This is a genomic window from Burkholderia sp. D-99, from assembly GCF_011605345.1.
In the GTDB taxonomy this organism is placed as follows: Bacteria; Pseudomonadota; Gammaproteobacteria; order Burkholderiales; family Burkholderiaceae; genus Burkholderia.
On record NZ_JAAOXM010000003.1, the window covers coordinates 130317 to 153299 of the forward strand.

The following is a 22983-nucleotide window of genomic DNA, read 5'->3' on the forward strand; positions in this document are numbered from 1 at the left end:
TGTTTATCCCGTTCTCGCAGCTTCGCCTAGGGTTTACGTTGATTTCACTATTCGTAATTGGTTTTACTATTCGTAAATCCAGGATTTGTCGCCGATCAAGAAATGCGGCAGGCGGGCGCCGCGAAACGGCGCCGTTCACGAATCAACAGGAAGCAAGGAGCGAGACGTGGCGGTTGACAGGCATTGCACGCGGGACAGCGGCGCGGCGCGCCGGCAGGCGACGGGCGGGATGACGGGCGTGCCGGCGCGCGCCCGGCAGGATTGAGGGGCGGATGGCGACCATGAGCATCGATTACCAGACGCTGAAGTTCGAATACCGTCCGCGTGCGCAGGACGCGACCGTTCACCCGGTGATCGTCGTCGGCGCGGGCCCGGTGGGCCTCGCGGCCGCGATCGACCTCGCGCAGCAGGGCGTGCCCGTCGTGCTGCTCGACGACGACGACACGCTGTCGACCGGCTCGCGCGCGATCTGCTTCGCGAAGCGCACGCTCGAGATCTTCGACCGGCTCGGCTGCGGCGAGCGCTTCGTCGACAAGGGCGTGAGCTGGCACGTCGGCAAGGTGTTCCTGCAGGACGAGCAGCTCTACGCGTTCGACCTGCTGCCCGAGGAAGGGCATGCGCGCCCGGCGTTCATCAACCTGCAGCAGTACTACGTCGAAGGCTATCTGGCCGACCGCGCGTTCGAGCTGCCGAACATCGACATCCGCTGGAAGCACAAGGTGACGGGCATCGAGCAGTCGGCCGAGCACGCGGCGCTGACGATCGAGACGCCGGAAGGCATCGCGACGCTGCGCGCGCAGTACGTGATCGCGGCCGACGGCTCGCGCAGCCTGATGCGCACGATGATGGGCCTCGAAAGCCACGGCCGGACGTTCAAGGACCGTTTCCTGATCGCCGACGTGAAGATGAAGGCGGAGTTTCCGACCGAGCGCTGGTTCTGGTTCGACCCGCCGTTCCACCCCAATCAGTCGGTGCTGCTGCATCGCCAGCCCGACAACGTGTGGCGCATCGACTTCCAGCTCGGCTGGGATGCCGATCCGGTCGCCGAGAAGCAGCCGGAGCGCGTGATCCCGCGCGTGCGCGCGCTGCTCGGGCCGGATGTCGAATTCGAGCTCGAATGGGTGAGCGTCTATACGTTCCGCTGCCAGCGGATGGAGTCGTTCCGTCACGGCCGCGTGCTGTTCGCGGGTGACTCCGCGCACGGCGTGTCGCCGTTCGGCGCGCGCGGCGCGAACAGCGGCGTGCAGGACGCCGACAACCTCGCATGGAAGCTGAAGCTCGTGCTCGACGGCCGTTCGGCCGACAGCCTGCTCGATACGTATGCGAGCGAGCGCGAGTTCGCGGCCGACGAGAACATCCGCAACTCGACGCGCTCGACCGACTTCATCACGCCGAAGAGCCCGGTGTCGCGCGTGTTCCGCGACGCGACGCTGAAGCTTGCGCGCGACTGCGAGTTCGCGCGCAAGCTCGTGAACAGCGGCCGCCTGTCGGTGCCGGCGGTGCTGGCCGATTCGCCGCTGAACACGCCGGATCGCAACGGCGACGCATTCGCGGGCGCGATGCGCCCGGGTGCCGCGGCGGCCGATGCGCCGGTGCGTGCGCAGGGCGCGCCGGGCTGGCTGCTGCAGCATCTGGGCAGCGGCTTCACCGGCGTGCTGTTCGGGCTGCCGGGCGATGCGGCCGCGCTCGCGCAGGCGCTCGACGGCCTCGCGCTGCCGGTGCGGCCCGTGCTCGTCGTGCCGGCCGGGCACGCGCAGCCGGTCGCGGGTGTCGACGTCGTGGAGGACGTCGACGGCTTTGTCGCGCAACGCTACGACGCGAAGCCCGGCACGTTCTATCTGCTGCGCCCGGACCAGCATGTCTGCGCCCGCACGCGCACGCTCGAGCGTCAAGCGCTTGCCGACGCACTGGCGCGCGCGACCTGCGCACGCTGAATACGATAAAGAAACCGGAGACCCCGTCATGCCCTCACTCGACACCCGCCCGCGCCTGGCTGACCCGGACGCGTTCTACGAAGCGCTGATCGACATGCATCGCGACCTGTCCGACGCCGACAGCCAGCTCGTCAACGCGAAGCTGATCCTGCTGCTCGCGAACCAGATCGGCGACGCTGACGTGCTGCGCGACGCGATGGCGCTCGCGCGCCAGGGCGTGACGCCGCCCGTGCATCCGGCCACCGGGGGCGCGCAATGAGCGCGGCGCTGGCCGACGCACGCGTGCTCGAAGTCGAGCGCGTGATCGACGAGACCCGCAACCCGGGCTTTCACTGGATGCTGCTCGTGTTGTGCGGGCTGTGCCTCGTGATCGACGGGTTCGATGCGCAGGCGATGGGTTATGTCGCGCCGAGCGTGATCGCGGAATGGGGCGTGCCGAAGCAGGCGCTCGGTCCGGTATTCAGCGCGAGCCTGTTCGGCATGCTGCTCGGCGCGCTCGGGCTGTCGGTGCTGGCCGACCGGATCGGGCGGCGCCCGGTGCTGATCGGCTCGACGCTGTTCTTCGCGGTAACGATGCTCGCGACGCCGTTCGCGGATTCGATCCCGGTGCTGATGGCGCTGCGCTTCGTCACGGGCCTCGGCCTCGGCTGCATCATGCCGAACGCGATGGCGCTGGTCGGCGAGTTCAGCCCGGCCACGCATCGCGTGAAGCGGATGATGATCGTGTCGTGCGGCTTCACGCTCGGCGCAGCGATCGGCGGCTTCATCAGTGCCGCGCTGATTCCGGCGCTCGGCTGGCGTTCGGTGTTCTTCGTCGGCGGCGCGGTGCCGCTCGTGCTCACGATCGCGATGGTCGCGCGGCTGCCCGAATCGCTGCAGTTCCTGGTGCTGAAAGGGCGCGTCGCGCAGGCACGCGACTGGCTCGTGCGCTTCGCGCCGCAGGCGGGCATCGATGCGAACACGCGGCTCGTCGTGCGCGAACGGGCCGCGACCGGCGCGCCGGTCGCCGAGCTGTTCAGTCATGGCCGCCTGCCGGTCACGCTGCTGCTGTGGGCGATCAGCTTCATGAACCTGATCGATCTGTACTTCCTGTCGAACTGGCTGCCGACCGTGATGCGCGATGCCGGTTATTCGCCGGGCACGGCGGTGATTGTCGGCACGGTGCTGCAGACGGGCGGCGTGATCGGCACGCTGTCGCTCGGCTGGTTCATCGAACGCTACGGCTTCGTGCGCGTGCTGTTCGTGTGCTTCGCGTGCGCAGCCGTGTCGGTGGGGCTGATCGGCTCGGTTGCGCATGCGCTGCCGTGGCTGCTGGTGGTCGTGTTCGCGGGCGGGTTCTGCGTGGTCGGCGGGCAGCCGGCCGTGAACGCGCTGGCGGGCCAGTATTACCCGACGTCGCTGCGCTCGACGGGCATTGGCTGGAGCCTCGGCATCGGCCGGATCGGCTCGGTGCTCGGGCCGCTCGTCGGCGGGCAGCTGATTGCGCTCAACTGGTCGAACGGCGCGCTGTTCCACGCGGCCGCGGTGCCCGTGCTGTGCTCGGCGCTGTTCGTCCTTGGTCTGGCGGGCGTAACGCGACGCAGCGGCGCGCAGGCGCCGAACGCCGCCTTGAATTGATGGAGAAAGGAAACGATGACGCTTGACCTGTCGAAACCGGCAACCGCCGGCTACCTGAGCGGTTTCGCGAACGAATTCGCGACCGAGGTGCTGCCCGGCGCGCTGCCGCACGGTCGCAACTCGCCGCAGCGCGCACCGTACGGGCTGTATGCGGAGCAACTGTCGGGCACCGCGTTTACCGCGCCGCGTGGCCACAACCGCCGCTCGTGGCTGTACCGCATCCGCCCGGCGGCGGTGCACCGGCCGTTCGAACCGTACGCGGGCCCGCAGCGGCTCGTGTCGGAATTCGGCGACTCGGCCGACGTGCCGCCGACGCCGCCGAACCAGCTGCGCTGGGATCCGCTGCCGATGCCGGTCGAGCCGACCGATTTCGTTGACGGGCTGGTGACGATGGCCGGCAACGGCTCGGCGGCCGCGATGAACGGCTGCGCGATCCACCTGTACGCGGCGAACCGCTCGATGCAGGACCGCTTCTTCTACAGCGCGGACGGCGAACTGCTGATCGTGCCGCGGCAGGGGCGCCTGTTCATCGCGACCGAATTCGGCCGACTCGACGTCGAGCCGTTCGAGATCGCGGTAATCCCGCGCGGCGTGCGGTTTGCCGTCGCGCTGCCGGACGGCGACGCGCGCGGCTACATCTGCGAAAACTTCGGCGCGCAGTTGCGCCTGCCGGATCTCGGCCCGATCGGCTCGAACGGTCTCGCGAACCCGCGCGACTTCCTGACGCCGCAGGCCGCATACGAAGACCGCGAAGGCGCGTTCGAGCTGATCGCGAAGCTGAACGGCCGGCTGTGGCGCGCGGACATCGGCCATTCGCCGCTCGACGTCGTCGCGTGGCATGGCAACTACGCACCGTACAAATACGACCTGCGCCTGTTCAACACGATCGGCTCGATCAGCTACGACCATCCCGATCCGTCGATTTTCCTCGTGCTGCAGTCGCAGAGCGACACGCCGGGCGTCGACACGATCGACTTCGTGATCTTCCCGCCGCGCTGGCTCGCGGCCGAGGACACGTTCCGCCCGCCCTGGTTCCACCGTAACGTCGCGAGCGAGTTCATGGGGCTCGTGCACGGCGCGTACGACGCGAAGGCCGAAGGCTTCGTGCCGGGCGGCGCGAGCCTGCACAACTGCATGTCGGGCCACGGGCCCGACGCGGACACGTTCGAGAAGGCGTCCGCGAGCGATACGACGAAGCCGCACAAGGTCGACGCGACGATGGCGTTCATGTTCGAAACCCGCACGCTGATCCGGCCGACGCGCTACGCGCTCGACACCGCGCAGCTGCAGGCGGACTACTTCGAATGCTGGCAAGGCATCAAGAAACACTTCAATCCGGAGCAAAAATGAGCGACATCCAAGACTGGCGCGCGACGCTCGACCCGGCCCGCAAGAGCTGGGTCGAGACGGCAAACGATCCCGCCTGCGATTTCCCGATCCAGAACCTGCCGTTCGGGATCTTCAGCGATGCGAAGCAGACGGCGCACCGCGCAGGCGTGGCGCTCGGCGACCAGATCGTCGATCTCGCGGCGCTCGCGCGCGCGGGCCTCGTGACGCTGCCGGCGGGCGTCGACGTGTTCGCCGCGCCGACGCTCAACGCGTTCATCGCGCTCGGCCGCGACGCATGGCGCAGCGTGCGTGTGCAGTTGTCGAACCTGTTCTCGCGGGACAACGCACGGTTGCGTGACGACGCGGCGCTGCGCGCGCAAGTGCTCGTTGCGCAGCGCGACGCGACGCTGCACCTGCCGGTCGAGATTCCCGGCTATACCGATTTCTATTCGTCGAAGGAGCATGCGACCAACGTCGGTTCGATGTTCCGTGATCCGAAGAATGCACTGCTGCCGAACTGGTCGGAGATGCCGATCGGCTACAACGGCCGCGCGTCGTCGGTAGTCGTGAGCGGCACGCCGGTGCGGCGCCCGAACGGCCAGTTGAAGCTGCCCGACCAGGAGCGTCCGGTGTTCGGCGCGTGCCGCAAGCTCGACATCGAACTGGAGACGGGCTTCATCGTCGGCCGTGGCAACGCGCTCGGCGAGCCGATCGCGTGCGAGGACGCGGAAGCGCATATCTTCGGGATGGTGCTGCTGAACGACTGGAGCGCGCGCGACATCCAGCAGTGGGAATACGTGCCGCTCGGCCCGTTCAACGCGAAGACCTTCGCGACGACGATCTCGCCGTGGATCGTCACGCTCGACGCGCTCGAACCGTTCCGCACCGCGCAGCCCGAGCAATCGCCGCAGCCGCTCGCGTATCTGCAGCACGCGGGCAAGCATGCGTTCGACATCGCGCTCGAAGTGACGCTGCGCGCGGAAGGGGCGGAGCAGGCGACGTCGATCTGCCGCACGAACTTCAAGCACATGTACTGGACGATGGCGCAGCAGCTCGCGCATCACACGGTCGCCGGGTGCAATACGCGCGTGGGCGACCTGATGGGTTCGGGCACGATCAGCGGGCCGACGAAGGATTCGTTCGGCAGCCTGCTCGAACTGACGTGGAACGGCAAGGAACCGGTTGCGCTGAATGGTGGCGGCAGCCGCACGTTCATCGAGGACGGCGATGAGCTCACCCTCGCGGGCTGGTGCCAGGGCGACGGCTATCGTGTCGGCTTCGGCGCGTGTGCCGGCAAGATCCTGCCGGCGCGGAGCGCGTGACGGATCGCAGCGCGACGCGTAACACGTAGTCAGGAAGGACTGGGCGGCCCGCATTGAGCGGGCCGTTTTTGTTTGGCCGGCCGGGGGCGGCAGCGCGGGTGTGCAGATGTGTGACGCGGTGTACGATTTTTAATGTCTGCGTCTGCGTCTGCGTCTGCGTCTGCGTCTGCGTCTGCGTCTGCGTCATCGACATCGACATCGACATCGACATCGACATCGACATCGACAGCGCCGATGTCAGACCGCGCGTTGCAACGCGGCGCGTCGTTCCCACAGCGCGGCCGCGACGAACGCGGCGACACAGACGACCAGCACGCCGACCAGCGCGTTGCTGCCCAGTTGCTCCATCAACGCACCGGCGACCAGCGGGCCGCCGAAGCTCGCGGCGCTCCACGACGCCGACACGAGCGAGCTCGCGGTGACGAGCGCCGCACCGCGGAAGCGTTCGCCGCACGCGACGAGCGACAGCGTGTAGATGCTGCCGGCCGCCGCGCCGAGCACGAACAGCAGCGGCCAGCACAACCACGGGTTCGCGATCACGAACGGCAGCAGCGGCAGGCCGGCCAGCACGATCCAGCCCGCGCCGAGGTGCACGCGCTCTCGGCCGAGCTTGTCCGCGAGCCAGCCGATCGGGAACTGCATCGCGGTATCGCCGAACAGCATGATCGATGCGAGCAGCACGGCGGTCGCGCTCGCGACGCCGTGATCCATCGCGTAGAGAGGCAGCAGCGACAGCGCGAGCGTATCGAACAGCGCGAAGAACCCGGTGCCGATGATCAGCGCAGGCATGCGCGGCAGGATATCGAGCCAGCGGCCGTGCGCTTCGTGATGCGCGTCGTCGCCGGCGAGCGGCGCGCGCCGGATCGTCGCGAGCGTCGGCAGCGCGAGCAGGAACAGCGCGCCGCACAGCGCGAAGCGGATGCTCGTCGCACCGGCGATCTGGCTCACGAGCACGGGGCCCGCCATCTGGAACAGCGTGAAATTGGTCGCGTAGATCGCGACGACGCGGCCGCGGGTCGAATCGTCGGCGAGCTGGTTGACCCACGCCTCGCCGATCGTGAACAGCAGCATCAGCGCGGCGCCGCACAGCACGCGCAGCACGCCCCACAGGATCAGGTCCGACGTGAACTGCATCAGTGCGGTGGCGGCCGCGAGCAGCACGACCGATACGACGATCGCGCGGCGCGAGCCGATGTGGCGCGCGAGCGCGGTGACGAACGGGACGATTGCGAGGCCGCCGAGGGCTTGCGCGGCCGTCAGCATGCCGACGACGTTGGTGCCGTGGCCGGCCTCGGTCAGCGCGAGCGCGGTGAGCGGCAGCGTGGCGCCGGTTCCGAGGCCGACGACCGCGACGCTCAGGATCAACGCGAGGAAATCACGATTGAGAATTGCTTTCATCGGACATGTTTCATGAAACCTGGAGCTTCATTGCGGAGAGCGAAAGGAGTCTGGCCGCACAGCCGCTTCTCCGAGGCTTGAGGGGAACACAAGCATGTGCCATGGTGTGACCCATGGACATCAAACGCGCCTACCGATTCCGGTTCTATCCGACACCCGAGCAAGCAGCGATTCTTGCCCGGACGTTTGGGTGTGCGCGCTTTGTGTATAACCACATGCTGCGCATGCGGACCGATGCGTGGCAGCAGCGTCAGGTACGCGTCGGCTATCACGAAACATCCGCCGCACTTACCGCGCTGAAGAGGAAGCCCGAACATGCGTGGCTGAACGAAGTCAGTTCTGTTCCACTCCAGCAAGCGCTACGCCACCTGCAGACGGCGTTTGCGAACTTCTTCGCCAAGCGTGCGAAGTACCCGAGCTTTCGACGCAAGGACGGCGCGCAATCCGCCGAGTACACGGCGAGCGCTTTCAGATGGGATGGCACGTCGCTGAAGCTGGCGAAGATGGGTGTGCCGCTTCCTATCCGTTGGTCGCGCTCGATTCCGAAAGACGCGAGGGTAACGACCGTCACGGTGTCGAAAGACACGGCCGGTCGATACCACGTATCGATGCTTTGCGACGACATGGTTTCTGCAAAACCGGAAGTAACCGCCGTGGTCGGCATCGATTTCGGGTTGACAGATTTTGTCGTTCTTTCGACAGGCGAAAAGATCGCTGCACCGAATACATTTCGCAAAAACGAAACCAAACTCGCCAAATTGCAACGGAGGTTGGCGAGGAAGCAAAAGGGTTCCGCCACCCGCCGGAAGGCAAGACTCAAAGTCGCACGCATGCTTGCCCGGATAGCAGATTGCCGCAGGGATTTCCTGCACAAGCTTTCGGCACGGTTGATCAACGAAAACCAAGTGATCGCCATCGAGAGCCTTGCCGTGAGGCACATGCTGAAGAACCGGAAGCTCGCAAAATCGATCAGCGACGCCAGTTGGTCGGAATTCGTTCGGCAACTGACGTACAAGGCCGAGTGGTACGGCCGCACGTTGATCCGCATCGATCGCTGGTATCCGTCCAGCAAGCGATGTAGCAATTGCGGACTCACCGTAACCACGCTGCCGTTGAAAGTGCGCGCTTGGGTCTGTCCATCATGCGCAGCGTCCCATGACCGAGATATCAACGCAGCTCGTAATGTTTTGGCCGCCGGACTGGTGGTGTCAGCCCATGGAGAAAGCGTAAATCCCATGTCTCTTTGAGGCGATGTCGGGTTGCATTCAGCGAAGTGGGAATACTCCTCCTTTCGGGATGAGAGTAGTCAACGGCCGGGATGCTACACCGCGGACCTTGAAAGGTCCATGAAGGCCATCAGGTCCGAGTGAGGTTGCTCGAGTTGCGCGCGCAACGAATGCGCGCGGGGGGCGTTACACGTATTCGGTCGGTGCGGCCACGGGGCGGCGTTCGAGCGACGCCGACCACAGCGTGAGCGCCAGCGCGGCGACGGCCATCGCGACGCCGACCCACGGCAGGTTCACGAGCGACACGCCGGAGCCGATCGCCATCCCGCCGAGCCACGCACCGGTTGCGTTGCCGAGGTTGAACGCGCCCTGGTTCAGCGTCGAGGCGAGGTTCGGCGCGTCGCTTGCGCGGTCGACGATCAGGATCTGCAGCGGCGGCACGATCGCGAACGCGAGGATGCCCCACACGAAGATCGTGGCGAGCGCGGCGAACGGCAGGTGCATCGTGCCCGCGAACAGCGCGAGGACCACGCCGATCAGCGCGAGCGTCGCGATCAGCGACGGCATCCGGCGCCAATCGGCGAGCTTGCCGCCGAGCGTGCCGCCGACCGTCAGCCCGAGGCCGAACAGCAGCAGGACATAGGTGACCTGGCGTGGGGAGAAACCGGTTACGTCCTCGAGGATCGGCGTGATGTACGTGAACACGCTGAACAGGCTGGCCGATGCGAGCACGCTGATGCCGAGCACCATCAGCACCTGCGGGTGCTTCAGCACGCTGAATTCGCGCGTGATGCTGGTGTCGGGCATCGCGAGATTCTTCGGCAGGCAGACGGCGAGCGCGGCGGCCGCGGCGATGCCGATGCCGGTGACGGCCCAGAACGTCGCGCGCCAGCCGAACGCCTGGCCGAGCGCGGTGCCGAGCGGCACGCCGAGCACATTCGCGAGGGTGAGGCCGGTGAACATCAGTGCGATCGCCTGCGCGCGACGGTTCGGCGCGACGAGATTGCTCGCGACCACCGAGCCGATCCCGAAGAACGCGCCGTGGCAGAACGCGGTGACGACGCGCGCGGCCATCAGCACCGCATAACCCGGTGCGATCGCGCAGAACAGGTTGCCCGCGATGAACAGCCCGATCAGGCCCATCAGCGCGCGCTTGCGCGGCATCTTCGCGGTGACGATCGCAAGGATCGGCGCACCGATCGTCACGCCGAGCGCGTAACCCGACACGAGCATCCCGGCGGCCGGGATCGACACGCCGAGATCGCGCGCGACATTGGGCAGCAGCCCCATGATCACGAATTCGGTGGTACCGATTCCAAATGCGGCGACGGCGAGGGCGAAAAGAGGTAAGGGCATCGCGGTAGGCTCGGGAAAAGCCGCCGCTCGGGCTGGCGCAGGATGCGCGGGACGGGCGGACGGTAAGGCGAACGACAGCCGCGATTCTACTTCAGTGAAAACCCCTACGCTTGGGGCCAAAACGGATGTTGCCGGCGTGCGACGGGGCCGCACGCGTGAAGCTCACAGTGTGGGATTCGACGGGGTTTGCGCGGGTGAATTCACCGGGGCCGGAACGATGCCGGCGACGGCGTGCGCGTCAGGCGATGCGTTCGGGGGAGCCGTCGACGCCGGTGGTCGACGTGCTTGCCGCGTCGGCATCAGCGCCGGTGTCCGCTGCCGCGTCCGCGCGCGACGAAGGCGCGCCGGCGGCATCGATCGAAGCCGGATCGTCCCAGCCGTTCTCGGACAGGCATGCCTCGATCGGCATCCGCGCGGCCCAGCGCTCCTGCTCCAGCATCGGCTTCGCATAGAACGCGTCGACGTGCCCGACGCACAGCACGGCGATTGGCTTCGCGCCGTCGGGCATCCGCAGCAGCGTGCGCAGCGCATCGACGTCGAACAACGATACCCAGCCCATCCCGAGCCCTTCCGCGCGGGCCGCGAGCCACATGTTCTGGATCGCGCACGCGGCGGACGCGAGATCCATTTCCGGCAGCGTGCGGCGGCCGAACACGTGGCGCTCGCGGCCGTCGGCGAGCGCCACGACCAGCAGCTCACCGCATTCGCGTACGCCTTCGACCTTCAGCCGCATGAATTCGTCCTGGCGCTCGCCGAGCGCGTCGGCGGTTGCGCGGCGCTCCGCCTCGACCAGCGCGTGGATCGCGGTGCGCAGCGCGGGATCGGTGATGCGGATGAAGCGCCACGGCTGCATGAAGCCGACGCTCGGCGCGTGATGCGCCGCGCGCAGCAGGCGCGCGAGCACGGCAGGATCGACGGGCGCCGGCGTGAAGTGGCGCATGTCGCGCCGTTCGAAAATGGCACGGTAGACGGCGGCGATGTCGGAGTCGTCGAAACGCATGAACGGAAGGGGGCGGGGTAACGTCGGCGCAACGATAGCAGACGGCGCGCGGGAATCGTTACATCAGTCGAAACAAAGAACGAAATTGTTGATTAAACAGACTCGAATGGCAGCGATTACCAAAAGCAAACGATTGCGGTCGCGTCGGAAACCGTCAAATGACCCGTTTTCGTCGATTTTTCAGCGATTCGCCGTCACGACGTTCTGCGGTGCGCCCGCATGCCATGCCTCGATGTTCAGCAGCGTCGTGTGCGCGATCTCGGCCAGCGCTTCGCGCGTGAAGAACGCCTGGTGCGACGTGACGATCACGTTCGGGAACGTCAGCAGGCGCGCGAGCACGTCGTCCTGCAGCGGCAGGTCGGAGTGATCCTCGAAGAAGAGCCCGCTTTCCTCTTCGTACACGTCGAGCCCGAGATGGCCGAGCTGGCCGCTCTTGAGCGCATCGACCAGCGCCTGCGCATCGACGAGGCCGCCGCGCCCGGTGTTGATCAGCATCGCGCCGTGCTTCATCCGTGCGAGCGTCCGTTCGTTGATCAGATGGTGCGTCGACGGCAGCAGCGGGCAGTGCAGGCTGACGATGTCGGCGTGGTGCAGCAGCTCGTCCAGCTCGACATAGCGTGCGCCGAACGCGATCAGCTCGTCGTTGTGCGGCGGCAGCGAGTGCGCGAGCACATGCATCCCGAAGCCCATCATGATCTTCGCGAACACGCTGCCGATGATGCCGGTGCCGATCACGCCGACGGTCTTGCCGTGCAGGTCGAAGCCGAGCAGGCCGTTCAGCGAGAAGTCGCCTTCGCGGGTGCGCGCGACGGCGCGCGGCAGCCGGCGATTGAGCGCGAGGATCAGCGCGACCGCGTGCTCGGCGACCGCGTGCGGCGAATACGCGGGCACGCGCACGACCGTGATGCCGAGCCGTTCGGCGGCGGCGAGGTCGACGTGGTTGAAGCCCGCCGAGCGCAGCGCGATCAGGCGCGTGCCGCCGTCCGCCAGCCGTTCGAGCACCGCCGCATCGACGGTGTCGTTGACGAACGGGCAGACGACGTCATAGCCATGCGCGAGGATCGCGGTTTCCGCGTCGAGGTGCGATGGCTGGAAGTGCAGCCGATAGCCGAACTGCCGGTTGGCGGCTGCAAACGAATCGTCGTCGTACTGCCGGCTGCTGAACAGGATCACGCGCACGCTGCACCTCCGAAGGCTGACGCGCGCAGTTTACTGCAGGCCGGTGACGATGTCGGAGCGGTCGGGCCCGCGCGACGGCCGCAGGAAGCCGTAGTCGGTCCGTTCGCGGGCCGGCTGCGCACTGAAGTGGTCGAGGGCGTGCTCGACGAAGCTGCGCGTCCGGGCCGGCACGTACTGGCGATTCGGGTAGACGAGCGACAGTTGCGTGTCGGGATCGTCGATCCGGTAGCCGGCCATCAGCCGTACGAGCGTGCCTCGGGCGAGCGCGTCGGCGACGCACGGCTCGGGCAGCACCGCGATGCCGGCGCCGGAGACGGCGGCCGCCTGGACGAGCGCGAGCTGGTTGACCGTGCAGGCCGAGCGCACCGTGACGGAATGCGCGACGCCGTCGTGGCCCACCAGTTGCCACGCGGGCGCATGCTGGTGCGGGGCGAGCGTGACCCAGTCGTGGCCCGGCAGGTCGTCGGGCTCGCGCGGCTCGCCGCGTCGCTCGAGATAGGCCGGCGCCGCGCACGCGACGAACGGGTTCGGCGCGAGCGCGTGGCCGATCAGTGCCGGGTTGCCGTCGAGCCGGTTGCCCGTGACGATGCCGACGTCGTAACCGGAATCGAGCACGTCGATCGGCCCCTCGGCGACGGTCAGCTGCACGCGCAACTCGGGGTAGCGGTGCCGGAAGCTGCTGACGAGCGGCGTCAGCGCAAGCGGCGACAGCAGGCCCGACGCGACGACGCGCAGTGTGCCGGCCGGTTCGCGCACGGCATGCGCGACGGACGATTCGAGGTGGTCGAATTCCTCGAGCAGCGCGCGACACCCGTCGAGGTAGCGTACGCCGGCCTCGGTGAGCGACAGGTTGCGCGTGGTGCGGTGGATCAGCCGTGTGTTCAGGTGGCCCTCGAGCATCGCGATCGAACGCGTGACGAGTGCATTGGACACGCCGAGATGGTGCGCCGCGCGCCGGAAGCTCTGCTGCTCGGCGACGCAGACGAATACACGCATGGTCTGAATCTGGTTCATGGCTTGCGTATTTCTGGCCCGGTTGATTGATTATGGTTGTGTTTTTTCGCCGCGCAACACCGAAAGCGCATCACGCGGCACCCAGTTTTCCCTCGTATCGAAAATTCGTTTTTTTCGATTCCGCAGATGATTGTTCAATACAGAAGCGATATCCGTCAACCTGAGAAAAGGGGCGGGTTGCGGAAAATCGAAATCGGGAGTAACGCGTTAAACGCTACGTTGTCTCGCATGCCTGCCGTTCAAAGACGGCAGGGTATTCTGGCAAGTATGGTGGATTTGAGTATTTCCTATACTAATCAATAGGTTGTTAGCTATTCGAGCGAGCCTGTTCCGGTATTTGCAGGAAGCGTACCCTAATACATGCAAAAATAATGGATGTTTTTTTGACGGCGCGCGAATATTGCGTGCCGGATTCCATGCCGTGATTTATATCGCCGATCCGGTCTATTTCGTTCGATGCAGAAGCCGGGTTGAACCGGCGGTGTCGACGAATCGCGGTGTTATTGACGGAGAAAATCGTGCGCTTGACGCACGAATGGAACCGTTTCACAACCTGGACCGCAATCGTTTTCCAATCCGGATGACTGGCGTGCGGCCCGCGCACCGCTGGCTGGCCCGGTCAGGCGACCGGGCCACCGTTGCGCTGTCCGGCCGCGCGTGCCTCTTGCGCGAGGCGGCGGAACGCGGAATGATCGATCAGTTCGCCATGCAGCGCGGCGGGCGTCCGTGCACCTCCTTTCCTCACCTTTTACCAGCCATGTCCATCGATTACTCGCCGATTCCCTGTCCCGTCGTCGTGCCGCTCGACGCGATCCTGCCCGAAGAACCGCTGCTGATGATGGGGGCCGGCCCGGTTCCGATCCCGGCCGCCGTCGCGAAGGCGAACACGATCGTGATCAACCACCTCGGCGCGACGATGGCGAAGATCATCGAGCAGGTGAAGGAGATGGCGCGCTACGTGTTCCAGACCCGCACGAAGTGGGTGCTCGGCGTCGCGGGCCCCGGTTCGGCCGCGATGGAAATGGCGATCTCGAACCTCGCGTGGCGCGGTACGCGCGTGCTGTCGATCCGCAATGGCTTCTTCAGCGCGCGGATGGCCGAGATGGCCACGCGTGTCGGCGCCGACGTCGCGACGCTCGAAGTCGCCGACCGCGCGGTCGCGAGTCTCGACGAGATCGCGGACGCGATCGCGCGCGAGCGTCCCGAGATCGTCACGATCGTGCAGGGCGAGACGTCGAACACGGTGTGGAACCGCGATTTGCGCGACATCGCGGCGCTCGCGAAGGCGGCCGGTGCGCTGGTTGTGGTCGACGCGGTGTGCACGCTGTCGACGATGCCGCTCGAGATGGACGCGTGGGGCATCGACGCGGTGATCACCGGCGGCCAGAAGGGGCTGTCGTCGATCCCGGGCGTGTCGCTGATCGCGTTCTCCGACGCCGCGTGGGAGCGGATGAAGCATCGCGCCGAACCGAACACGCACTGGTGCCTCGATATGGCGCTGGCGGAAAACTTCTGGCACAACGCGGGCTATCACTACACGGCGCCCGTGTCCGGTGTGCTCGCGCTGCACGAGGCGCTGCGGCTCGTCTGCGCGGAGACGCTCGAAAGCCGCTTCGCGCGCCATCTGCGCTGTTCGCTCGCGCTGCAGGCGGGCGTCGAGTCGATGGGGCTCAAGCTCTATGCGCCGAAAGACTGCCGGCTGAATTCGGTGGTCGGGATCGAGACGCCGGAAGGGCTCACGCCGGGGATGGTCTGCGGCCATATCTCGAAGCAGTACCAGGTCGAGATCTCGGGCTCGTTCGGGTTGCCGATCGTGCGGATCGGCCAGATGGGCGAGCAGTGCCGCGAACACAACCTGTTCCGCACGCTGCATGCGTTCGGCCGCACGATGGTCGACCTGAAGGTGCCGGTCGACCTGCCGGCCGGTGTCGCGGCGCTTGAACAGGAACTGTCGCAACGCGGCGCGTAAGCGGGAAAGCGAGGAAAGGGGCCGCGCTCAGCGGCCCTGCATCGCGCGCCGGTACGTATTCGGCGTCGTGCCGTGCGCGTCGCGAAAGCGATGGCTGAAGTGGCCGGCGTTCGCGTAGCCGCAGTCGGCTGCAATCTGCGCGAGCGGTAGCGCCGTCGTGCGCAGCAGTTCGCGCGCCCGCGCAAGCCGCTGCTCGGCCACCCACGCGTGCGGCGCCCGGCCGAACGACAGCCGGAACATCCGCGAGAAGTGGTATTCCGACAGCGCGGCGACGTCGGCAAGCTCGCCGAGCGTCAGCGGCTGTGTCAGGTACGTGTCGATGTAGTCGCGCACGCGGCGGCGCACGGCCGGCGCGAGCCCGCCGCGGAACGACGTGTCGGTGCGGGTCGTGCTCTGCCCGCGCAGCAGCAGGCTCAGCACCTCGTGTGCGGTCTCGTTCACGCGCAGCCGCTCGTCGGCATCGTCCCAGCCGTCCAGCGCGAGCGAGCGCAGCAGTGAGGCGACGCGCGCATCCTCGAAGTAAGTGCGGTCGGCGAGTTTCAGCTCGCGCGGCTCGCGGTCGAGTTCGCGGATCGCGCGCTGCGTGAAGTGCTCGGGCAGGAAATACAGGTGGATGAAGTGCATCTCGCCGCGCACCCACCAGCGCGATTCATGGTCGCCGGGCAGCGCGCACAGCAGGCTCGGCGCGCCGTAGCGCGGCACGCGCTGGCGTTCCGTCCGGTAGCCGCCGTCGAGGTAGCACGACAGCGTGTGGTGGCCCGGCTGCTCGTAGACCGTCTCGCTTTCGTCGGTGATCCGCGTCCATTCGGCGATTGCGAGATGGTCGCCGAGCCACGCGAAGCGCTCGAGCGTCGCGTTCGCGTCGGCGAGCGTGCGGCAGACCGACTGCAGGCCGAACGGCAGGTCGCCTCCGGCCAGGGCGGCGGGGTGGTCGACGGGGGGAGCGGAAAGGGAGCGGCTCATGATGGGCCGAGTATAAGCGGGGGCGCGGCGCCGCGTGCGGTGGCCCGAAAAAGACCGCAATTCCGGACAATCGGCGCGCGCCGGACGGCGGCATAGTCGGGATCCCGTTTCACCCGTTTTTCCGGATCGTTGCCGCCATGAACCTGTCGCTTTATTTCGTCACCGTGCTGATTTGGGGCACCACCTGGATCGCGATCAAGTGGCAGCTCGGCTCGGTGCCGCCGCCCGTGTCGATCGCATGGCGTTTCTGGCTCGCGGCCGCCGTGCTGTTCGCGCTGCTGCGCGTGATGCGCCGGCCGGTGCGCCCGCCGCGCGAAGCGTGGCGCTTTCTCCTGGCGCAGGGCTTCGCGCTGTTCTGCCTGAACTTCCTGTGCTTCTACTACGCGGAGCAGGTCGTGCCGAGCGGCCTTGTCGCGGTGATCTTCTCGACCGCGCCGCTGTTGAACTCGATCAACGGCCGGCTGTTCATGGGCCGTCCGCTGCGGCCGTCGGCGATCGCCGGTGCGCTGCTCGGCCTGACCGGCATCGCGTGCCTGTTCTGGCAGCAGATGGCCGGCCATCTCGACGATCACGCGACCTGGACAGGGCTCGCGATCGCGTTCGCGGGCACGATGTGCTTTTCGATCGGCAACCTGCTGTCGAGCCGGATGCAGTCGATGGGGCTGCATCCGCTCGCGACCAACGGCTGGGCGATGCTGATCGGCGCGACGATCCTGACCGTCGGCAGCGCAGTGGCCGGATTGCCGTTCACGCTCGACACGAACCCGCGCTATCTCGGTGCGCTCGTCTACCTGGCCGTGCCGGGCTCGGTGATCGCTTTTACCGCCTACCTGACCCTCGTCGGCCGGATCGGGCCGGAGCGTGCCGCGTACTGCACGGTGCTGTTCCCGATCGTCGCGCTGGCGGTGTCGACGGTGTTCGAGGGCTACCAGTGGTCGCCGCTCGCGGTGATCGGGCTGCTGCTGGTGGTGGCCGGGAATCTGGTCGCGTTCGACCTGACGCGCCGGTTGTTTCCGCGGACTGCCTGATTGATGCCCGCGGCCGCCGTACCGGCCAGCGAATAAAAAAACGCCCGCGATGCGGGCGTTTTCCTTTGGGCCCCCGGCGGCGCGATGGGCGCGATCGGCTGCCGTGCGATGTGCAGCGCGTTCAGGCCGCCGCGCCGCTCCCCGCAACCCGCGCCTGCCGCTGGTACAGCACCATCGACAGCGCGACGCCCGCGGCGGCGGCCACCGCCGCGAACAGGAACACCTGCGGATAGCCGAACGCACCGGCGACATAGCCGGCGAGCGGGCCCGTGATGCCGAGCGACAGGTCGAGGAACACCGAGTACGCGGACAGCGCCGCGCCGCGGCTCGCGGGCGGCACGAGCGCGACGGCCTCGACGCCGAGCGCCGGGAAGATCAGCGCGAAGCCGAACCCCGTCAGCGCGGCGCCGACGAGCGCGACGTGCGGCACGGGCGCGAGCCACAGCAGCACGAGGCCCGAGCATTCGAACGCGAACGACACGATCGCCACGCGGAAGCCGCCGTAGGTCTTGATCGTGTTCGCGAACAGCAGGCGCGCGCCGATGAACAGCGTGCCGAACACGGTCAGCGACAGTGCGGCGTTCGGCCAGTGGCGCGCCGCGTAGTACAGCGTGACGAAGGTCGCGATCGAACCGAAGCCGGCGGAGCCGAGCGCGAGGCCGAGGCCGTGCGGCAGCACGCGCGTGAACACGCTCGCATACGACATCCGTTCGCCGTGCACGAGCGGCACGGAATCGATCAGGCGCGCGAGATAGAAGCCGGTCGCGGCGAGTGCGATCACGATCACGCCGATCAGCGCCGGATTCAGCGTGTGCGCGATCGCGACGCCGACCGGCGCGCCGAGCGCGAGCGCGCCGTAGGTTGCGATGCCGTTCCACGAGATCACCTTCGCGTTGTGCGTGACGCCGACTTTGCCGATACCCCACAGGATCGCGCCGGTGCCGCACAGGCTCTCGCCGACGCCGAGCACGAGCCGGCTCGCGACCAGCAGCACGAGGCTCGCGACCGGCCAGTGCGCGAGCAGCAGCGCGACGAGCAGCAGCACGCCCGACACCCCGCAACCGACCAGCCCGCGCAGCACCGTCTGCTTCGGCCCGAGCGTATCGGCGAAGCGCCCGGCGAGCGGCCGCGACGCGAGCGTCGCGAAATACTGGACGCTGATCGCGCCGCCCGCGACGATCGCGGAAAAGCCGAGGTCGTCATGGACGAAGCCCGGCAGCACCGCGAGCGGCAGGCCGATGGTCAGGTAGCAGATGAACGTGAAGCAGACGACGGACACGATTTGCAGCGTGACCGCGAACCCGCTGCGCGGCGGTGTGGCGGAATCGGTGGACATGGGGTCGGAACGAAAGAGCGGAACGTTACGGAACGAACGGCGGCGAAAAACGGAATCGGGATTTTCCCATGGAACCGGTTTTCACGCAGGTACCATTTAGTTAATCGCGACCCGTTTTCGAGGATGACGAACGATGGCGGGGCGCACGGTAGGGCCCGGGGGGCGCCGTGTGGAAAGGCCGCCGGGCGGCCCCGGCGCTCATATCGCGGCAGTTATATGGGCCCCATGCGTGATGGGCTATGGGTTGCGGAATTTGATGGTGATAGCGTGCAAACTGTCAGAAAAACGTCGGTCGAGCGCACTGCGCAGGCCGCCTTGCCCCCCATTTGAAGAATCATCGAGACATGAGTGAGCCGATCCGCTTCTACCATCGTCACGCGATCCGCGAAGTCAGCGGCGCGGACGTTACCCGCACCGTGCTGCAGTACCTGCGCGAGGACGCGCATTGCACCGGCACCAAGGAAGGCTGCGCGGAAGGCGACTGTGGCGCGTGCACGGTCGTCGTCGGCGAGCTGACCGACACCGGCGCGGTCGAGTTCAAGGCCGTCAACGCATGCATCCAGTTCCTGCCGACGCTCGACGGCAAGGCGCTGCTGACGGTCGAGGACCTGCGCCAGCCGGACGGCGCGCTGCACCCGGTGCAGCAGGCGATGGTCGACTGCCACGGTTCGCAATGCGGGTTCTGCACGCCGGGCTTCGTGATGTCGATGTGGGCGCTGTACGAGAAGCACGGCCACGAAGGTTGCGGCAGCGCGTGCGCGAAGGCGAAGGACGTGCCGACGCGTACCGAGATCGCCGACGCGCTGACGGGCAACCTGTGCCGCTGCACCGGTTATCGTCCGATCGTCGATGCGGCCGTGCAGATGTTCGATGCGCCGGCGCCGTCCGCGCCGGTCGACACGGCCGCGCTGGCCCGCACGCTCGCGTCGCTCAAGCGCGACGATACGTTCGATTACGCGACGATCAACGGCGCGCGCTTCGCGGCGCCGCGCACGCTCGACGTGCTGGCCGCGCTGAAGGTCGAGCGGCCTGACGCGCGCATTCTGGCAGGCAGCACCGACATCGGCCTGTGGGTCACCAAGCAGATGCGCCGGCTCGACGACCTGATCTACGTCGGCCAGATCGCCGAACTGCAGCGCCTCGCCGAGCGCGGCGACTGGATCGAGATCGGCGCGGGCGTGACGGTCGAGAAGGCGTATGCGGCGCTGGCCGGCACGTATCCGGAACTGACCGAAATGTGGAAGCGCTTCGCGTCGCTGCCGATCCGCAACGCCGGCACGATCGGCGGCAACGTCGCGAACGGCTCGCCGATCGGCGATTCGATGCCGGGCCTGATCGCGCTCGGTGCGCGCGTCGTGCTGCGCGGCGGCGACACGGTGCGCGAACTGCCGCTCGAGGCGCTGTACACGGGCTACCAGCAGAAGGACATGGCGCCGCACGAATTCGTCGTCGGCGTGAAGGTGCCGACCCGCACCGGCGCGCGCGAAAAGCTGCAGTTCCGCACCTACAAGCTGTCGAAGCGGTTCGACTCCGACATCTCGGCCGTGTGCGCGGCGTTCGCGTTCATCGCGGACGGCGACACGATCCGTGAGCCGCGCATCGCGTTCGGCGGGATGGCCGCGACGCCGAAGCGCGCGACGCAGACGGAAGCCGTGCTCGACGGCGCGACGTGGCACGAAGCCACCGCGCAGGCCGCGATGCAGGCGCTCGAGCGCGACTACCAGCCGCTATCCGACATGCGCGCGACGAGCACGTACCGCCTCGATACCGCGAAGAACCTGATGTACCGATTCTGGCTGGAGACGCGCCCGCACGACCCGCTGCCGCCGCAAGCCCTGAATGTGCGTGAAGTGGCCGCCGAACTCGGCACCGACGCGGCGCGCGTCTGAAGACGGAGAACCCCGAACATGAACCAGCAAGCAGAACCGTTCCTGAGCACCCTCGACCCGCAAGCCGACGCCGCGCAGGTCCACGTATCGCGCGCGCACGAATCCGCGCACCTGCACGTCAGCGGGCGTGCCACCTACACCGACGACATCCCGATCGTCGCGGGCACGCTGCACGCGGCGCTCGGCCTGTCGGCGAAGCCGCACGCGAGGATCGTGTCGATGAACTTCGACGCGGTGCGCGCGACGCCGGGCGTGGTCGCCGTGTTCACGGCCGACGACATCCCGGGCGTCAACGATTGCGGCCCGATCATCCACGACGACCCGGTGCTCGCGAAGGGCATCGTGCAGTTCGTCGGCCAGCCGATGTTCATCGTCGTCGCGACGTCGCACGAAACCGCGCGGCTCGCCGCGCGCCGCGCACAGGTCGACTACGAGGAATTGCCGGCGATCCTCACCGCGCAGGAAGCGCGTGCGGCCGAAACCTACGTGATCCCGCCGCTGAAGCTCGCGCGCGGCGACGCGGCCGCACGGCTCGCCGTCGCGCCGCACCGCGAGTCGGGCGAAATGCTGCTCGGCGGCCAGGAGCAGTTCTACCTCGAAGGACAGATTTCGTACGCGGTGCCGAAGGACGACGACGGGATGCACGTGTACTGCTCGACGCAGCACCCGAGCGAGATGCAGCACCTCGTCGCGCACGTGCTCGGCGTCGCGTCGCACAACGTGCTCGTCGAATGCCGCCGGATGGGCGGCGGGTTCGGCGGCAAGGAATCGCAGTCGGGCCTGTTCGCGTGCTGCGCGGCGCTCGCCGCATGGAAGCTCCTGTGCCCGGTGAAGCTGCGTCCCGACCGCGACGACGACATGATGATCACCGGCAAGCGGCACGACTTCCATTACCGCTTCGACGTCGGCTACGACGACGACGGCCGCATCGATGGCGTGGCGCTCGACATGACGTCGCGCTGCGGTTTCTCGGCCGACCTGTCGGGCCCGGTGATGACGCGCGCGGTGTGCCACTTCGACAACGCGTACTGGCTCGGCGACGTCGACATCGCCGGCTACTGCGGCAAGACCAACACGCAGTCGAACACGGCGTTCCGCGGCTTCGGCGGCCCGCAGGGCGCGTTCGCGATCGAGTACATCCTCGACGACGTCGCGCGTTCGCTTGACCGCGATCCGCTCGACGTCCGCTACGCGAACCTGTACGGCAAGACCGAACGCAACGTGACGCCGTACGGGCAGACCGTCGAGGACAACGTGCTGCAGGAACTGCTCGGCGAACTCGAGGCGACGAGCGACTACCGCGCCCGGCGCGCGGGCGTGCGCGAATTCAACGCGCGCAACACGGTGCTGAAGAAGGGCATCGCGATCACGCCGGTGAAGTTCGGCATTGCGTTCAACGTCACGCACTTCAACCAGGCCGGCGCGCTGGTGCACATCTATACCGACGGTTCGGTGCTCGTGAACCACGGCGGCACGGAGATGGGGCAGGGGCTCAACACGAAGGTCGCGCAGGTCGTCGCGCACGAACTCGGCATCCGCTTCGGCCGGATCCGCGTGACGGCGACCGACACCAGCAAGGTCGCGAACACGTCCGCGACGGCTGCGTCGACCGGCTCCGACCTGAACGGCAAGGCCGCGCAGGATGCGGCGCGCCAGCTGCGCGAGCGGCTCGCGGTGTTCGCGGCGAAGCAGTACGGCGACGGCAAGGTCGATGCGGCCGACGTGAAGTTCGGCAACGACTTCGTGTGGGTCGGCGGCAATGGCGTGCCGTTCGGCGAAGTGATCGCGAAGGCTTACCTCGCGCGCGTGCAGTTGTGGTCCGACGGTTTCTACGCGACGCCCAAGCTGTACTGGGATCAGTCGAAGCTGCAGGGCCGGCCGTTCTACTACTACTCGTACGGCGCGGCTGTGTCGGAAGTCGTGATCGACACGCTGACGGGCGAGATGCGCACGCTGCGCGTCGATGCGCTGCACGACGTGGGTGCGTCGCTGAACCCGGCGCTCGACATCGGCCAGGTCGAAGGCGCGTTCATCCAGGGGATGGGCTGGCTCACGACCGAGGAGCTGTGGTGGAACAAGGGCGGCAAGCTGATGACGCATGCGCCGTCGACGTACAAGATCCCGACGGTGAACGACACGCCGCCTGAATTCAACGTGCAGCTGTTCAAGAACCGCAACGTCGAGGACAGCATTCACCGTTCGAAGGCCGTCGGCGAGCCGCCGCTGTTGCTGCCGTTCTCGGTGTTCTTCGCGGTGCGCGACGCAGTCGCGGCAGTGGGCGATTACCAGGTGAACCCGCCGCTCGACGCGCCGGCCACCGGCGAGTCGATCCTGCGCGCGGTGAGCGCGGTGCGGGCGGCGCGCGCCGGTCAGGCAGGCTGAGATGAAACGGCTCACGCGCTCACTTCGTTCGCTGCTTCCGG

At 67.4% G+C, this 22983-nt stretch carries 17 protein-coding genes; 10 read left to right on the forward strand and 7 right to left on the reverse strand.

Features of this window, described 5'->3' with window-relative positions; all coding sequences use genetic code 11:
- Positions 1-272: 272 nt before the first annotated feature.
- From HAV18_RS14575 to fahA, 5 genes are read left to right on the forward strand one after another with little or no spacing between them, the layout of a single operon-like run.
- Positions 273-1934, forward strand: a complete 1662-nt coding sequence (locus tag HAV18_RS14575; RefSeq protein ID WP_166956992.1) for an FAD-dependent oxidoreductase — start codon at positions 273-275, stop codon at positions 1932-1934.
- Positions 1935-1962: 28 nt separating this feature from the next.
- A complete protein-coding gene (locus HAV18_RS14580) occupies positions 1963-2193 on the forward strand; it encodes a DUF2783 domain-containing protein (RefSeq protein WP_166956994.1) in 231 nt (76 codons plus the stop codon).
- Complete coding sequence (locus HAV18_RS14585) at positions 2190-3551, forward strand: MFS transporter (protein WP_166956996.1); 1362 nt, start codon at positions 2190-2192, stop codon at positions 3549-3551. The genes HAV18_RS14580 and HAV18_RS14585 overlap by 4 nt, the downstream gene beginning before the upstream one ends.
- A 15-nt stretch (positions 3552-3566) precedes the next feature.
- Positions 3567-4901 carry a homogentisate 1,2-dioxygenase gene (gene hmgA, locus HAV18_RS14590; RefSeq protein ID WP_166956998.1) on the forward strand — a complete coding sequence of 445 codons (1335 nt, stop codon included), beginning with the start codon at positions 3567-3569 and terminating at the stop codon, positions 4899-4901.
- Positions 4898-6202 (forward strand): fumarylacetoacetase, encoded by a 1305-nt coding sequence (gene fahA, locus HAV18_RS14595; protein WP_166957000.1) that lies wholly within the window; start codon positions 4898-4900, stop codon positions 6200-6202. Before hmgA ends, fahA begins: the two co-directional genes overlap by 4 nt.
- 237 nt (positions 6203-6439) lie before the next feature.
- On the opposite strand, the gene HAV18_RS14600 is transcribed toward fahA, so the two are convergent.
- Positions 6440-7600, reverse strand: a complete 1161-nt coding sequence (locus HAV18_RS14600) for an MFS transporter (protein ID WP_166957002.1) — start codon at positions 7598-7600, stop codon at positions 6440-6442.
- Between the two features lie 113 nt (positions 7601-7713).
- Here HAV18_RS14600 and HAV18_RS14605 point away from each other — a divergent pair, with 113 nt between their 5' ends.
- Positions 7714-8847: an RNA-guided endonuclease TnpB family protein gene (locus HAV18_RS14605; protein WP_166957004.1), complete on the forward strand. Its 1134-nt coding sequence runs from the start codon at positions 7714-7716 to the stop codon at positions 8845-8847.
- Positions 8848-9012: 165 nt separating this feature from the next.
- On the opposite strand, the gene HAV18_RS14610 is transcribed toward HAV18_RS14605, so the two are convergent.
- From HAV18_RS14610 to HAV18_RS14625, 4 genes are all read right to left on the reverse strand, one after another.
- Positions 9013-10182 (reverse strand): MFS transporter, encoded by a 1170-nt coding sequence (locus HAV18_RS14610; protein ID WP_166957006.1) that lies wholly within the window; start codon positions 10180-10182, stop codon positions 9013-9015.
- A gap of 238 nt (positions 10183-10420) precedes the next feature.
- A complete protein-coding gene (gene bluB, locus HAV18_RS14615) occupies positions 10421-11182 on the reverse strand; it encodes a 5,6-dimethylbenzimidazole synthase (protein ID WP_166957008.1) in 762 nt (253 codons plus the stop codon).
- Positions 11183-11362: 180 nt separating this feature from the next.
- Entirely contained in the window at positions 11363-12361 is a 999-nt protein-coding gene (locus tag HAV18_RS14620; RefSeq protein WP_166957010.1) for a 2-hydroxyacid dehydrogenase, read from the reverse strand.
- Positions 12362-12391: 30 nt separating this feature from the next.
- Positions 12392-13375: a LysR family transcriptional regulator gene (locus tag HAV18_RS14625; protein ID WP_166957012.1), complete on the reverse strand. Its 984-nt coding sequence runs from the start codon at positions 13373-13375 to the stop codon at positions 12392-12394.
- A gap of 757 nt (positions 13376-14132) precedes the next feature.
- Here HAV18_RS14625 and HAV18_RS14630 point away from each other — a divergent pair.
- Entirely contained in the window at positions 14133-15344 is a 1212-nt protein-coding gene (locus HAV18_RS14630; RefSeq protein ID WP_166957014.1) for an alanine--glyoxylate aminotransferase family protein, read from the forward strand.
- Positions 15345-15371: 27 nt separating this feature from the next.
- Here the strand turns inward: HAV18_RS14630 and HAV18_RS14635 are convergent, their stop codons facing one another.
- Positions 15372-16307 carry an AraC family transcriptional regulator gene (locus tag HAV18_RS14635; protein WP_166957015.1) on the reverse strand — a complete coding sequence of 312 codons (936 nt, stop codon included), beginning with the start codon at positions 16305-16307 and terminating at the stop codon, positions 15372-15374.
- A 137-nt stretch (positions 16308-16444) separates the two neighbouring features.
- Between HAV18_RS14635 and HAV18_RS14640 the strand changes: the two genes are divergently transcribed.
- Entirely contained in the window at positions 16445-17335 is an 891-nt protein-coding gene (locus HAV18_RS14640; protein ID WP_166957017.1) for a DMT family transporter, read from the forward strand.
- A gap of 121 nt (positions 17336-17456) precedes the next feature.
- Here HAV18_RS14640 and HAV18_RS14645 read toward each other — a convergent pair whose 3' ends face one another.
- The gene (locus HAV18_RS14645; protein ID WP_059529154.1) at positions 17457-18671 is read right to left on the reverse strand and encodes an MFS transporter; all 1215 of its coding nucleotides are present in this window, start codon (positions 18669-18671) and stop codon (positions 17457-17459) included.
- 344 nt (positions 18672-19015) lie between these two features.
- On the opposite strand from HAV18_RS14645, the gene xdhA reads away from it, so the two are divergent.
- Both xdhA and xdhB read left to right on the forward strand, forming a co-directional pair.
- Positions 19016-20560 (forward strand): xanthine dehydrogenase small subunit, encoded by a 1545-nt coding sequence (gene xdhA, locus HAV18_RS14650; protein WP_166957019.1) that lies wholly within the window; start codon positions 19016-19018, stop codon positions 20558-20560.
- Positions 20561-20578: 18 nt separating this feature from the next.
- Positions 20579-22942 (forward strand): xanthine dehydrogenase molybdopterin binding subunit, encoded by a 2364-nt coding sequence (xdhB, locus tag HAV18_RS14655; RefSeq protein WP_166957021.1) that lies wholly within the window; start codon positions 20579-20581, stop codon positions 22940-22942.
- The last annotated feature ends 41 nt before the right edge of the window (positions 22943-22983 follow it).